We start from the raw sequence: 14120 nt of genomic DNA on the forward strand, positions 1-14120 counted from the left end.
GCTTCACGATCAAGCTCCGAGTGTTCTCCTGTCTTTCATGAATACGTTCTTTGTCCCCGAAAACAAAATTTTCACCCTCTTCTCAAGACTTCCTTCGGCAGCGCCGCACGACGTGCAACGGTCTTCCGCGATACGCACTCCCTCGCCATATGTGCGGCGCCCTCGTCTTGCCGCGATGACGCAGGGAGTTCGGCTCGTCCCCCGTCTTCCAGCGCAATACAACGCCGGATTTGGCTCTTGAGCGTCTCCTGCGGGAAAAGGCCGTCGCCTGAAGAACGGGACGCCGACGCGAGGTCTGGGGATTGTTGAGCACCTCAAACCAACACCTTTTCGAGGTCTTTTGAAAAATGGGGCATCGGACCTCGCGGATGGCCGAACAGCCGCAATCCACGGCTCATCGAGGAAGGGTCCAGAACGATAAGGGCGTATTTGGGGTCAGCACGTCACCCTCTCGGGAGGCATACGCCTATAAACCTTCAGGCTGATGACATATTCTGAAGACGAAAACGTTGGTGATCCTTCCCGGAAAGACGGTATCATCGGCTTTCGTTATCCCCGTGCCAAGAGGGTATATCATTAGTTCTATGAGCCTGAAGCGGAAACGTAGCGAGGAAAAGATTCGCCGGATCGGGTTGGGATGGAGCCCCCCGCGCATCGTGGAGGTGCGGGAGGAAAGCCCTTGCCGGGAAGCGGTAAGGGAAGGGGACCTGCTCCTGGAGGTCAACGGCAGGCGCCCGCGCGACGTCCTGGACATCATGCGATGGGGAGACGCGTCGGCGGTCCGTCTGCGGCTGCAGCGCGGAGACAGGGTTCTTAAAGCCTGGGTGCGCAAGCAAGAAGGGCTTCCCCTCGGCCTGGTCTTCGACGAACCGGTCTTCGACGGGGTCATCACCTGCCGGAACCGCTGCCTTTTCTGTTTCGTTGATCAGATGCCTCCGGGACTGCGCCCGTCGCTGTACGTCAAGGACGACGATTACCGTCTCTCCTTCTGGTACGGAAACTTCATCACCCTGAACAACCTGGGTTCAGCGGAAGTGAAACGCATCCTTTCCCTGCGTCTCTCCCCACTCTACGTGTCGGTGCATTCCACCGACCCCGAATTGAGGTCTCGCCTTATGGGAAGAGGCGCGGAGCGTGGCTTGAGGGTGCTCAGGATGCTCTTGGACGCCGGCTTGGAGGTTCACCTCCAGGTGGTGTGCTGCCCGGGATGGAACGACGGTCGCGCCCTACGTCGCACCTTCGATGATGTCCTGCGCATATACCGTGCCGCCTCGCTCGGAGTGGTCCCCGTAGGCCTGACCCGGCTGGCGGGGGAGAAGGCTCCCGGTATAAGGCCTCACGATGCAAGTACGGCGTCCTCCGTCCTGGAGCTGGTGGAGGAATTCCAGGGTAAGGCCCTTGGGATGCTGGGCAGGAGGCTCTTTCATGCCTCGGACGAGTTCTATCTCCTGGCAGGACGGGACTTTCCGCCGGCTGAGGACTACGAGGGATTCCCTCAATTGGAGAACGGCGTAGGGCTGGTCAGGAAATTCCTGGAAGAGGCCTTCGCGTATGTGCGTAGGTGCGATTCTTCCCGTCCCTCCGCACCCCTGGATTCCAAGCTCGAAAGGAAGGCGGCGGCTGAAGAAAAGAAGGGCCTGGGTATACTCACGGGGGAGGCCGGCCGACACGTCTTGAGAAAGGTCCTCTCCGAGGCGGGAATCGAGGGCGTGGAATTGGTGGTCTCCCAAAACGATCTTTTCGGAGGCACGGTTACGGTGACCTCCCTGCTGGGAGGTGGGGACGTGATGCGGACGTTGCGGGACGCAGCACCCTCCTCACGTGACCTGCTCATTCCGGGGACACTTTTACGTGAGGGACGCTTCCTCGACGACCTGTCGTTGGAGGATATATCCTCACGGACCGGTTATCGCCTCCACCCCATCCCGGTAAGGGGAGACTCTCTTCTTCATGCCTTGAAGGGTTGCGGGGCCTGACAAACCGTCATGCGGCGCAAGAGGAATTTCCGGCAACGGCGCAACCGGGCTTCGGCGAGCCGCCCCTTACCGGAATTGTGTCGCCTCGGTGGTTTCCCTGGCGCCGGAACGCGGATGGCTCTTTTCTCCGGTGGATGGACTGTCCAAAACGTCCTTCCCCGCATACGGAGGCCCTGAGCCATCCTGGCGCGCGGAAAAAGCGGAATCCACGGGAGAGCCATCCATTTCCTTCCGGCGTGGCCTGGAAGGGGCATTGAAAGGTTTTCTACACCTTTCACCGAGCGCCACAACTCCCTTTTTAAACTTTGGTTCCGGTACCTTCTGGTGAAACGCCTGTGCCCCTTCCGTCGAAGCGCCGACATCCTTTGACTACATCTCGGGAGTTACGCCTCAGGGAGCGCTGCCACGGGACGGTGTCCGCCGGAGGGCGGGTGCATGGCGTCTGCGGAAAAGCGACAAGCGAATTGTGGGATTGTCTTTCCCGAACGGCCGGATCCGCGGCGAAATGACGGGGTTTAGGCCTCGCCGGGCGATCGGAATTTCATTTTACCTTCCCCTCCCATGGTTTATCATAGATCATCGGCAGGCGCGGTAAGGGAGGCTTGAAAGGAGTTTCTGCCTCAAGGGTCGGCGAGATGTAAGAAGTTGGACAACGCGGCGGTCAGGTCGAGGAGTCGCGGATGGAGGAGAGAAGGAAGGTCGTATCGCCTCTGCCCCTGGTGGCCGTGGTGGGGAGGCCCAACGTGGGCAAGTCCACCCTGGTTAACCGCATCGTGGCCAGAGGGGAGGCCATCGTGGAGAGGGTGCCCGGAGTGACCAGGGACCGTAACTACTTCACAGCCTCTTGGCGAGGGAGGGATTTCCGCATCGTGGACACGGGGGGATTGGACCCCGCCGCCGAGGAGGACCTCACCCGGGCCATCGGGCACCAGGCCATGGCCGCGGTACGCGAGGCGCATCTGGTGCTCATGCTGGTGGATGCCGTGGAAGGCGTGACCCCCATGGACCAGGAGGTCGCCCAGGAGCTCAGGAAGACCGGGAAGCCGGTCATGCTGGTGGCCAACAAGGTGGACAACGCCCGCCGGGAGAAGGAGGTCGTCGAGTGGTACTCCCTGGGACTGGGGGATCCCTGGCCGGTTTCCGCCATGCACGGCCGCAACGTGGGAGACCTGCTGGACGCCGTAGTGGAGGCCCTTCCCGAGACTTTGCCGGAAGAGGTCGTGGAAGAGGGCTCCGAGACGGTGGTGGCCATAGTGGGCAGGCCGAACGTCGGAAAATCCACCCTCTTCAATGCCTTGCTGGCCGAGGAGCGTTCCATAACCAGCGACCTTCCGGGGACCACGAGGGATGCCGTGGACACCCTCCTGGAAATCGACGGAAAAAGGTACCGCTTCATCGACACCGCCGGATGGCGTCGGCGCGCCAGGGTCAAGGAGAGCGTGGAGTTTTACAGCCTGGTACGCGTGTGGCGGGCCATAGACCGCTCACAGGTGGTCCTCCTGGTGGTGGACGCTTCGGAGGGCGTGACCGATCAGGACCAGAAGATAGCCGCCCGCATTAAGGAGGACGGGCGGGCCTGCGTCGTGGTCCTCAACAAGTGGGATCTGGTCAAGGGAAGCGGTAAGGCAATGGAGGTCATGGAGGATGCGAGGGAGAAGTTGCGCTTCATCGACTACGCCCCCTTTTTGAAGGTGAGCGCCCTCACTGGGGCGGGACTGGGAAAGCTCATGCCCACCGTGGACCGTGTGCGGGCCAACTGGGAGTCCCGCGTACAGACCTCCCGTCTCAACGACCTCCTGCACCGCGTCCTTTCCCAGTCGCCTCCCCCTTCGAGAAAGGGGAAGAGGCTGCAGTTCTATTACGTGACCCAGGCCCGAAGCGCCCCTCCCCAGTTCGTTTTCTTCGTCAACCGTCCGGACCTGGCCGACCCGGCCTACGAGAGGTTCCTGGAGCGCAAGCTTAGGGAGACCTTTGACCTGGAGGGAACCCCCCTGCGCATCGTCCTCCGGCCGCGCCACCGCGCCCGCGAGGGAACCTGACGGAGGCCTTCCGCTCCCTCCCTGAGTCGTTTGTCGGGCGCAGGAAGAGAGCACGGCGGCCAACACCATGCAAAGCAAAGGATCAGTGGCCTTTCTTGGGGTGCTGTGTCGTTTCGGTAAGCGCTTTAGGGTTTGAAAAAGGTTGAGAGACCGCCTATCATCGCCGGCGGAAACGTTGCCCGTTCCAGTGTGTTATATTTTTCGTCGGATTCCGTGTTCTTGAGGAGATGCCAAGTTGATCCGCTGATGCGGGAGGCTAGAAGAGGGGAGTCATGGCCTGGAAAGCGCCCCTGTGGCTGATATGCGCCTATCTTCTGGGTTCCATACCTTTCGGTTACCTGGTATCCCGGTTGGTCTTCAAGAGCGACATCCGTCGCTTGGGTTCCGGAAACATTGGGGCCACCAACGTGTTGCGCAATTTCGGCGTCCGCCCCTTCATCGCCGTCACCCTTCTCGATATGGGGAAAGGAGTTGCCGCGGTGGCGGTGGGGAGGGCGCTGGGGCTGGGTCCGGGGCTCTCTCTTCTGGCCGGACTCCTCTCCATCGTCGGGCACAACTGGAGCCTCTATCTGGGCTTCAAGGGTGGGAAGGGAATCGCCACCAGCGGCGGGGTGATCATCGCCGCCTATCCCTGGCAGGTGACCGCGGCCGTGCTGGGAACCTTCCTGTTCATGGTGGTCGTGAGCAGGATCATGTCCGTGGGTTCCATCTCCGCGGCGGTGGCCTTTCCCGTCGCTGCCGCCGTGCTCCTTCGCGGGGACCTGTCCATGTACTGGCCGCACCTGGCGGTCTCCTGCCTGGCCAGTATCTTCGCTGTCTACAGGCACCGGGAGAACATAGGCCGGCTGCTGTCGGGGAAGGAACCCCGCATCTCGCTGCCGTCGAGAAAGACCAGGGAGGCGGGGACTTGAGGATCACCGTGGTAGGGGCCGGAAGCTGGGGCACGGCCATGGCCGCCCACCTCTGCCGTCTTGGGAACCAGGTGACCCTGTGGGCGCGGGAACCCGAGGTGGTCGAGGGGATCAACGGCTCGCTGAGAAACCCATATTTCCTGAGCGATATTGCCCTGCCGCCCGGATTGAGGGCCGAAGGGGAGATGAGGGACGCTCTGGCCGGATGCGAACTGGCGGTGATGGCCGTCCCCTCCCGGTGGACCCGCGAGGTGGCCCGCGAGGTGGGTCGCTACCTCCCTCCCGGGACTCCGGTCCTCAACCTGGCAAAGGGGTTCGACTACCACACGGGAAGCCGCCTCTCGGTGGCCATCGCCGAGGAGCTGGGAAGGCCTTCCGGAAGGGAGAGGGTGGCCGTTCTCTCGGGGCCCAACCACGCCGAGGAGGTGGCCAGGCTGGTGCCCAGTGCCACGGTGGTCGCCTCCGGGGATGGGGAACTGGCCCGGTGCCTGCAGGAGATCCTCAGTTCCGATTATTTCCGCGTCTACACCAACCCGGATGTGATAGGCGTGGAGGTAGGCGGGGCCTACAAGAACGTCATCGCCATCGCCGCGGGGGTCCTGGACGGTCTGGGCCTTGGAGACAACACCAAGGCCAGCCTCATCACCAGGGGGCTGGCGGAGATGGCACGCTTCGGGGCGGCTATGGGCGCCAACCCGGTCACCTTTTCCGGTCTCTCGGGGATCGGGGACCTCATAGTGACCTGTATCAGCCGACATTCACGCAACCGGGCCTTCGGCGAGAGGCTGGGGCGAGGGGAACGGGCGGATGACGTCCTCTCCGAGAGCCGCATGGTGGTCGAGGGAGTTTACACCACGCGCATGGTGACGGACATGGCGTCCGGGCTTGGCGTGGAGATCCCCATCGCTATCGGGGTGAGGGCGGTAATCGAGGGCAGAAGCAAACCCTCCGACGTGCTGCGCGAGCTTATGGCCCGTCGCTTGAAAGAGGAGACCGAGGAAAGACTGTTCCGGGATTTCCTGCTCCGCAAGGAGAGCGGGGGATCGCCACCCGCATGAGCCGGCCTTGTCGACCGCAGGCGCGACCAGGTCCCAAGCCAACATGTTCCGGACCCTTCGGTGAATGACCTCAGACCCTCATCGTTCCTTCAAGGCTCGGCACATGATTGTCACTCCCGACGGTTAAGCTTATCCTACCGCATTTTCTGGAGGAGGGGAGACAATTGTTGCGCAGGGTTCTTTTCGCCTTGGCCTTGACCGCGGCTTTAGCCCTTAGCCTGGAGATGGCGGTGACCTATCTGGCCCAGAGGGGGATGGAGGAAGCTCTGGAAAGACAGTATGGCCTGCACGACGGACTTCGTGTGCGTATAAACTCCTTCCCCCTCATCGTCAGCCTGGCCAAGAACCACATACGTGATCTGCGTCTTGAATGGACCGGTGACCTCTGCCTCTCCACAGAAGAGAGGTCCCTTCCCGTATCCGCTGTCTGTGACCTCAGAATGAACGATGTGGAGCTGGATATGGCCGCCGTCTTTGGGGGCAGGTTGGAGATAAGATCCCTTTCCCGTTTGAGCTCCGTTTTCCGTATCCCGCTTGCCGGATTGGAGCCACTTTTGGGAGGAGTGGCCACTTTTTCCGAAAGCGAGGGGATGATAGGCGTGGATGTATCGGGACTTAACCTTAAATATGAAGTTTACATTTCAGGTGAAGATCGCATGACCTTTCGTCCCCAGCCGGTTTCGACGGAGATGTCAGGCCAGACCAATGAAAGTAAACCTTATATTGATAGTTCAGAGATAACGGTATCCGTGGGGGGTTTCCCAATGCGGTTTGCACTGCTCTCCGCTTCGGTGGAAGGAGACCAACTGTCGATGAAAGTTATCCTTGAGGAATGGGAAGGATACTTGGATGCCTCCATCGGCTCTTTATGATTCGTCAATTTTTAAAAGATTGACCATAAGTTTATGGCATCAGACTCAACATCTACTGTATGGAGAGGAAAAAAGTGGAAGATTTTTTCCAAAACCCCTTGACAACTCAACATCTAGTATTCTAAATTCTGAATTAACCACAAAATGTAGGATGGAGCTCTAGGGGAGGGGATACGCTATGAAGTGCCCCTTTTGTGGATACCCGGACAGCAAGGTCATAGATTCGCGAGAATCGGACGGAGGCCAATCCATAAGGAGAAGAAGGCAGTGCAAGAAATGCGCCAAGAGGTTCACGACATTCGAGAGATACGAGCAATTTCCGTTGACGGTGATAAAGAGGAACGGAGACCGCGAGCCCTATAAAAGGGAAAAGGTGCTTGCGGGATTGAGGAAGGCGTTTGAGAAGAGGCCGGTGACCAGCCAGCAGATAGAGGACCTGGCCACCTCCATAGAGGCAGAGCTGCGCGAGGAGGGCAAAAGGGAAATACCCTCCAGCGTCATCGGCATGGCCGTACTGAGGAGGTTGAAGGACCTTGACGAGGTGGCCTACCTGAGGTTCGCCTCGGTTTACAAGGATTTCAAAGACATAAGTGAGTTCCAGAGCGAGCTGGGACAGCTTCTGGAGAAAAAGGTGGAGAAGAACCGTCGGTGAAGCGGTCGGGGGCATGGGAAGGAGGGAAGAGATGCACGCCGCGGAGGAGCGGAAGGACATACCGCCGGTGAACAACATAAGGGTCCTGAAGAGGAGGGAGGAAGCGGAGGACGCCACGGACATCGCCCTCCTGGTGAGCACCTCCTCGAAGGAGGAGATAAACCTCTGGGACAAGAGCAAGATCGTGAAGTCGCTCATCTTGGAGACGGATGCCAGCCCGGAGCTCGCCCAGGAGATCGCCGACCGGGTGGAGGAGAGGATAGTCCAGGCGGGCATGAACACCGTGACCACCTCCATAATCCGCGAGCTGGTGGACCTGGAGCTCCTGGAGAGGGGCCTGGGGACCATGCATAAGAAGCACTCTCACCTGGGCCTTCCCATGTACGACGTGGAGCAGATAATCACCAGCGCCAACAAGGAGAACAGCAACACCACGCACAATCCGGAATCCATAAACCTCACCCTTGCGGAGGCCATCCTCAAGGAGTTCGCCCTGCGCAAGGTGTTCTCCGAGGACATCGCCAGAGCGCACATGGTGGGCGACATCCACCTTCACGACCTGGGCTTCATCATCCGCCCCTATTCCTACCTCGGCGACACACTGGTCCACTGGAGGGTGAAAGGCTCGCCCCTGGTCTTCACCACAACCATGGAGCAGCTCTACCACCTCCTTCCGGGGGAGACCAGGCCCGAACCCACGGTGCGGGTCAAATACCCGAAGGACCTCGAGATACTGGACCGTGGGGGCCGGTGGACGGGGATACGCCGGGTGGTCAAGAAGGACCGCCTAGGGAAACAGATGGTCTTCATCGCCACCTCGGACGGGAAACACTGCGTGGTCACGCACGACCACCCGGTGATCACCGGGGATGAGGTAAAGCCGGCGTCCCTGGTGGAGGTGGGAGATGCCGTGGAGACCTTGGAGATGCCCAGGGGGCGCCTGGAGGGTATGGAGGAGATCCACGCCTCCCATCTCCTGGAGGCCAATTCCACCACCTTCAAGTTCAGGTTCGCCGCTGGGGACCTCCTGGTGGCCCACCGCCGCATGGAGGAACTGGTTTCCCAAGCGACGAGCACCGCCCGCGGCAGGGGCAGGCGCATGCGGTCGAACCGCTCCGGATCCACGTCCACGGGCTCCGGGGCTTCCGTGGTGATAATGGTGGAGCCGGTGGACGTGCTGGACGTATACATCTACGATGTGACCACGGAAAGCGGTACCCTCATCGCCAACGGGATCTACTCTCACAACTGTGGAGGGCACAGTCTGGACTACATCAAGAAATACGGCCTCTCCCTCCCCAACATCACCAGCACCTCCCGCCCGGCCAGGCATCCCGAGGTGCTCATCGGGCATATGGTCAAGATGGCCTCCACCCTGCAGTCCCACTATGCGGGGGCCATCGGTTGGGAAGCGGTGAACATGTTCTTCGCCCCTTACCTGGTGGGGCTGGACTACGGCCGCATAAAACAGCTGGCCCAGATGCTCATCTATGAGTTCAATCAACTGGCGGGGGCGAGGGGGAGCCAGGTGGTCTTCACCGATTTCAACCTCTACTGGAACGTCCCCCGCCATTTCCGGGACACCCCGGCCATCGGACCGGGGGGCGAGTACACGGGAAAGACCTACAAGGACTACGAGAAGGAGGCCCAGACCTTCCTCAAGGCGCTCTTCGAGGTCTATCTGGAGGGAGATGCCATGGGCAAGACCTTCGTCTTCCCCAAACCCCTCCTGCACATCAACGAGGACTTCTTCCGCACCCCGGGCCACGAGGAGTTCCTGGACCTGGCCTGTCGCGTGGCGGCGCGGCAGGGCATAACCTACTTCGTCTTCGACCGCGGGGACGAGATAACCGTCTCCCAGTGCTGCCGTCTCAAGTTGAGGCTCAAGGAGAGGGACCTGCAGGAGACCAAGACCCCGGAGAAGATGCGTTTCACCGCCCTACAGAACATCACCATCAACCTGCCGCGCATCGCTTACAAGGCCAACGGGTCGGACGAGGTGCTCTTCAACGAGCTCCAGAAGGCCATGCACATGGTGGCCAAAGCGCACCTCCAGAAAAGGGACTTCATCGCCTCCCTCCTCAAGCTGGGAGTGAACGGGCCTCTCTCCCTGCTCTGCGACGCGAAGGACGGAGAGCCCTACTTGAGGCTCGACCGCCTCACCTACCTGGCAGGGCTTCTGGGGCTGAACGAGATGGTGCAGTACCACACGGGCATGCAGCTCCACGAATCCCAGGAAGCACTGAAGTTCGGCCTCAAGGTGGTGGCCTACATGAACCTGGCGTGCAAGGAGCTCTCCGAGAAGTATGGCATCAACATGGTCCTCGAGGAGTCCCCGGCGGAATCCAGCGGTTACCGGCTGGCCAAGCTGGACATGAAATATTATCCCGCCCAGGCCTCCAAGGTGCTCAAGGGCAAACTGGAGACGGGGGAATATTACTACACCAACAGCGTGCACCTGAACGTGGAGGCGGATATCGACTACATCGAGAGGGTGCAGAAACAGAGCCTCTTCCACCCCCTCATCGAGGCCGGGGCCATCTGTCACATCTGGTTGGGGGAGCACGAGCCCGATCCGGAATCCATCAAGAACTTCGTCATCAAGACCTTCCGCAACACGCAATCCTCGCAGATAGCCTTCTCCCCGGAGTTCACCGTGTGCAACGACTGCCGGCGCACCACCCGGGGATTGAGGGAAACCTGCCCCACCTGCGGATCCACCAACGTCTACGGCATCACCCGCATTGTGGGGTATTTCTCCAAGATCACCACCTGGAACAAGGGGAAGCTGGGAGAGTTGAGGGACCGCGTCAGGACGGACCTGAAAGGGGGATTGAGGCATGCAACATCTTAAGGTCTTCGTGAAGCGGGACTGCCAGAAGTGCCCGGCGGCCAAGGAGGTGGCCAGCCGCTTCCCGCACACCGAGATATACGACATAGAACAGGCGGACGGGCTTGCGGAAGCCGCATTCTACAGCGTGCTCTGCACGCCATCCATCGTGGTGGTGGACGAGAACGGAACCGAGCTCTACGCCTGGCGCTGCACCGTGCCCTCGCCGCGGGAGATCGCGGAGTGGGTGAACTGAGGCCATGGGACGGGCGGAGATCAGGGGAGTGCTTCCCTTGAGCATGATCGACTGGCCGGGAAAGATATGCGCCGTGGTCTTCCTGGCCGGGTGCAATTTCCGCTGCCCGTATTGCCACAACCCCGAACTGGTAGAGGATTCCGGGAAGGAAGAGCCCGTTGCCTGGGAGGACCTCGTCGCTTACATCGAGTCCCGGGCGGGCTGGATCGACGGCGTGTGCATTACCGGCGGAGAGCCCACCATCCATGCCGACCTCCCGGCGCTGTGCCGGAGGCTCAAGGGACTGGGCGTGGAAGTCAAACTGGACACCAACGGCTCTCGACCCCGCGCCCTCAGGCGCCTCATGGAAGAGGGGCTCGTGGATTGTGTGGCCATGGACCTAAAGACGTCGCTGGACAGATACCCGGCCCTCGCCGGCCGGCCCCTGGACGTGCGGGCTATAAGGGAGTCTGCGGAGACGATCATCTCCTGGGGCGGGGAGCACGAGTTCCGCTGCACGGTGGTGCCGGGGTGGGTCGGGTACCAAGAGCTGCAAGAGCTGGCGCGCATGGTGCGGGGAGCGCGGCGGCTGGTCCTGCAGCAGTTCCGGCCGGAACACACCCTCGACCCGGCCTACCAGGGCGTGGTGCCTTACCCTGACGAGCAGCTGTTGAGCTGGTCGGAGGAACTCTCGGCACTTGTTCCCACGCGGGTAAGAGGCTTGGCGGCCATGGGCGTGGGAAACTGAGAGCCCGGAAGGAAAGATTGGGAGGTGCGCCCGGAGTGGCCGGCGGGAAGAGGAAGGAACAGGACCCTTTCGCCGAGCCAAGCGCATTGTTGCGCAAAAGCCGGCCCGGTGACATAGCCGAAAGAGCCGGGGTCCCCTGGGACGGCAAGGAGTTCAGGATCGGCTTCCTGCGCTGGAGCCTCTATGTGTCCCACCCGGAACTGTCCTTTCGCGCACCGGAATTTCTAAACACCTTCGTGGTGAGGCTTCTCACCCTCCTCTACCTTGCTCATGCCAGGGCCGTGCCTCCCGCCAATCGCTGGGTTCCCTACCGCGAGCTGAAGGACGGCCTGTTCTACGCCAAAAGCTTCCAGGACACCGTGGAGGAGCGCCTGCTCCGACGCTTCGCCGGAGACCTGGAGGGATTACGCGAAGCGGGGCTGGAGCTGGGAGCCAGAGTGGTGGAGCAGGGAGACCTGGGGCTCGTCCTCAAGACCTTTCCCCGCCTCCCCCTGTTGTTCATAATCTGGCGCGGGGACGAGGAATTCGAGCCCAGCACGAGGATACTCTTCGACGCCTCGGCTACGAATTACCTCAACGCCTTTGAACTGCGCATGCTGTGCGGAGAGGTGGTGGGAAGGCTCATAAACGTAGCCGATGGACGGCTGAAGCTCCCTTCCCCGGAGTGACAGGGCTCTTCACCGTGGCATACCACTCCGCCGGTGGACGGGATGTGGGTCGCGGGCAGCGGGAAAGACGCTCTCATTCATCCTTAGCCAGATGTTCTCGCCCTGAGGTGGCCTGCCGGAGAGCAGATCCGTTGGGGTACGGTTAAGTGGGGACGGGTTATACGAGCAATGCCTTCCAGGCAACCCGATGCGAGCCGGTCCGGAGGGAAGCGGGAAGAGGGGACGCCTGCAGACCCGTGTTCCAGGCACATTCTCTGCAGATGATGACGCTCTGCCGGGGAAACGGGGCGTTTGTGTCTTTCCCGGTCGGGGTATGAGTATATAGGAGTCTAAAAATTAAACTGTTTAATAGTTTATAGTATACTATAAATGGTCAGTGAGTCGCATCTCCAGGCGCGGCCCGGGGGGACAGCGGGATGGTGATGAGAATTGACCTCGCGTATCGAGACCATGGTCCTGGGATTGCTTGCCGAGAGGGAGAGGCACGGCTATGACCTTCTTCGGGAAATGGAAGAACGCGGTTTCCTGCGCTGGTGTCCGGCCAGCAAGGTGGCCGTGTACAAAGTCCTGGCACGCCTCGAGGAAAAGGGGTACTTGACCTCATGGATGGAGAGGGAAGGCAACATGCCCGAGAAGAGGGTCTACGCCCTGACCGCGGATGGCGAGGAGAGGCTGCGCGACGTCGTGCACGCCGCCTGCTCGGAGGAGGAGCCCCTGCGTTTGGATTATGCCGTGGGGGCGGCCTTTCTGGAACGCCTTTCCGTGGATGAGGCCGTCGATGCCTTGGAAAGCCGGAGGTCTTTCCTGGAAAAAAGCGCCAGGAGACTGTCCTCGCAGAGAGGGCTCTTGGAAGGGGTCGCTTCTCCGCTGGAGTTGCTCATACTGGAGCATGAGATAGACCTCTACCGCCGGGAGTCGAAGTGGGTCTCCCGGCTGCTCGAGGAGCTGCGCGGAAAGGCGGACGTACCCAGGAGCTCGGGAAAAGACCCGGGGAGAAACGAGGGTTGAGGGATGGACGGCAGGGACGAAAGGGCCAAGCGCATCCTCGATGAGGCGGAGAAACTGGCCTTCGAGGTTGGGTACCGCCGTTTCAACATGGACGACCTCTCACAGCGCCTGCGGATGAGCAAGAAGACCATCTACGAATCGTTCTCCTCCAAGGATGAGCTGTTCACCACCGCCCTGAACCGCCGGGCGGGGAAGATACTCCGGCGCATGCAGGAGATACTGGACCTCAAGGAAGACGCTATGACCAAGCTCTACCTCATGAGCAAGCACATCGTGGACGAGGTCTCCCAGATAAAGCCGTGGCTGGTGAAGGAAGTGGAGATGTTTTTCCCCGACGTGTTCGGCGTCTACGGCGATTTCTACCGCAAGATCGTAGGCGGGGTGGTATCCATCATCGAGGAGGGGATGCGGTCCGGCGAGTTCCGTTCGGACATCAACCCCCTGGTGTTCGCCTATCTCATGCAGGGTATGGTTGAACTTTCCAGAAATCCCTATCTCCTCATCGAGAGCGGATTAGGCCTGGAGGAGGTGTACACCGCCTTCATGAAGATCATCATGGAGGGGATCGTCAGCCACGAGCATCGAACGAATTCCCAGTGAGGCGGGAGGTTGGCATCGAGGGATCATGGCATCCCCGGGGAGAGGATCCGACAGCCGGCTGGAGGCGCCTTGATTTAAAGACCGAGAGAGCGCTGTAAAAGCCTTTGGGAGCGGGAGACGGCGATGGATGGCACTCGGCGCCGGTAAGAAAGCACTTTCATGAACGGTGAAAGGGCAGGATTACCTGCATCACCTTGACAGCCCAGTGACGAGGTGATTGAATGGAAGAAAAACTATAAAACTATTATGCGTTTTTAAGTTTCCTAATTTTCGGTTTCCTTTACCGCCCTGGTATCTGGAGTGGTGAGGATGGGCGGATGATGATTACGAGCGGTCTCCTTGAGTTGAACGGTTGAGGGGAGCGGGAGTTGACCACGGAAATCGTGAGACCGGAGATAAAGGAGATAATCGGTACCGATTCCTATGCCCGACACCTGGGGGCAAAGGTGGTGGAGTTACGACCGGGATACGCCAAGGTGGTCATGGAACTCGGCCCGCAGCACCTCAATTTCATGGGCATGGT

At 60.5% G+C, this 14120-nt stretch carries 12 protein-coding genes; all 12 read left to right on the forward strand.

The annotated features are described in order from the left end of the window. Positions 1-584 precede the first annotated feature (584 nt). Positions 585-1976: a DUF512 domain-containing protein gene (locus H7007_RS01610; protein WP_287152742.1), complete on the forward strand. Its 1392-nt coding sequence runs from the start codon at positions 585-587 to the stop codon at positions 1974-1976. Positions 1977-2656: 680 nt separating this feature from the next. After that, on the forward strand, positions 2657-4015 hold the full coding sequence (gene der / locus H7007_RS01615; protein WP_287152743.1) for a ribosome biogenesis GTPase Der: 1359 nt from the start codon (positions 2657-2659) through the stop codon (positions 4013-4015). A gap of 272 nt (positions 4016-4287) precedes the next feature. Continuing rightward, complete coding sequence (plsY, locus tag H7007_RS01620) at positions 4288-4926, forward strand: glycerol-3-phosphate 1-O-acyltransferase PlsY (RefSeq protein ID WP_287152744.1); 639 nt, start codon at positions 4288-4290, stop codon at positions 4924-4926. Continuing rightward, positions 4923-5984 carry an NAD(P)H-dependent glycerol-3-phosphate dehydrogenase gene (locus tag H7007_RS01625; RefSeq protein WP_287152745.1) on the forward strand — a complete coding sequence of 354 codons (1062 nt, stop codon included), beginning with the start codon at positions 4923-4925 and terminating at the stop codon, positions 5982-5984. The genes plsY and H7007_RS01625 overlap by 4 nt, the downstream gene beginning before the upstream one ends. Before the next feature lie 167 nt (positions 5985-6151). Next, positions 6152-6856, forward strand: a complete 705-nt coding sequence (locus tag H7007_RS01630) for an LmeA family phospholipid-binding protein (protein ID WP_287152746.1) — start codon at positions 6152-6154, stop codon at positions 6854-6856. 178 nt (positions 6857-7034) lie between these two features. Next, positions 7035-7508, forward strand: a complete 474-nt coding sequence (gene nrdR / locus H7007_RS01635; protein ID WP_287152747.1) for a transcriptional regulator NrdR — start codon at positions 7035-7037, stop codon at positions 7506-7508. Positions 7509-7539: 31 nt separating this feature from the next. Next, positions 7540-10362, forward strand: a complete 2823-nt coding sequence (nrdD, locus tag H7007_RS01640; protein WP_287152748.1) for an anaerobic ribonucleoside-triphosphate reductase — start codon at positions 7540-7542, stop codon at positions 10360-10362. After that, complete coding sequence (locus tag H7007_RS01645; RefSeq protein ID WP_287152749.1) at positions 10349-10594, forward strand: thioredoxin domain-containing protein; 246 nt, start codon at positions 10349-10351, stop codon at positions 10592-10594. The genes nrdD and H7007_RS01645 overlap by 14 nt, the downstream gene beginning before the upstream one ends. A gap of 4 nt (positions 10595-10598) precedes the next feature. Then, positions 10599-11321: an anaerobic ribonucleoside-triphosphate reductase activating protein gene (locus H7007_RS01650; protein ID WP_287152750.1), complete on the forward strand. Its 723-nt coding sequence runs from the start codon at positions 10599-10601 to the stop codon at positions 11319-11321. Positions 11322-11356: 35 nt separating this feature from the next. Next, the gene (locus H7007_RS01655; RefSeq protein WP_287152751.1) at positions 11357-11989 is read left to right on the forward strand and encodes a DUF3786 domain-containing protein; all 633 of its coding nucleotides are present in this window, start codon (positions 11357-11359) and stop codon (positions 11987-11989) included. A gap of 429 nt (positions 11990-12418) precedes the next feature. Then, the gene (locus H7007_RS01660) at positions 12419-12997 is read left to right on the forward strand and encodes a PadR family transcriptional regulator (RefSeq protein ID WP_287152752.1); all 579 of its coding nucleotides are present in this window, start codon (positions 12419-12421) and stop codon (positions 12995-12997) included. Between the two features lie 3 nt (positions 12998-13000). Next, positions 13001-13597, forward strand: coding sequence for a TetR/AcrR family transcriptional regulator (locus H7007_RS01665; RefSeq protein WP_287152753.1), 597 nt, complete (start codon positions 13001-13003; stop codon positions 13595-13597). Positions 13598-14120 lie beyond the last annotated feature (523 nt).

The organism is Candidatus Solincola tengchongensis, from assembly GCF_015711935.1.
GTDB lineage: Bacteria > Actinomycetota > Geothermincolia > Geothermincolales > RBG-13-55-18 > Solincola_A > Solincola_A tengchongensis.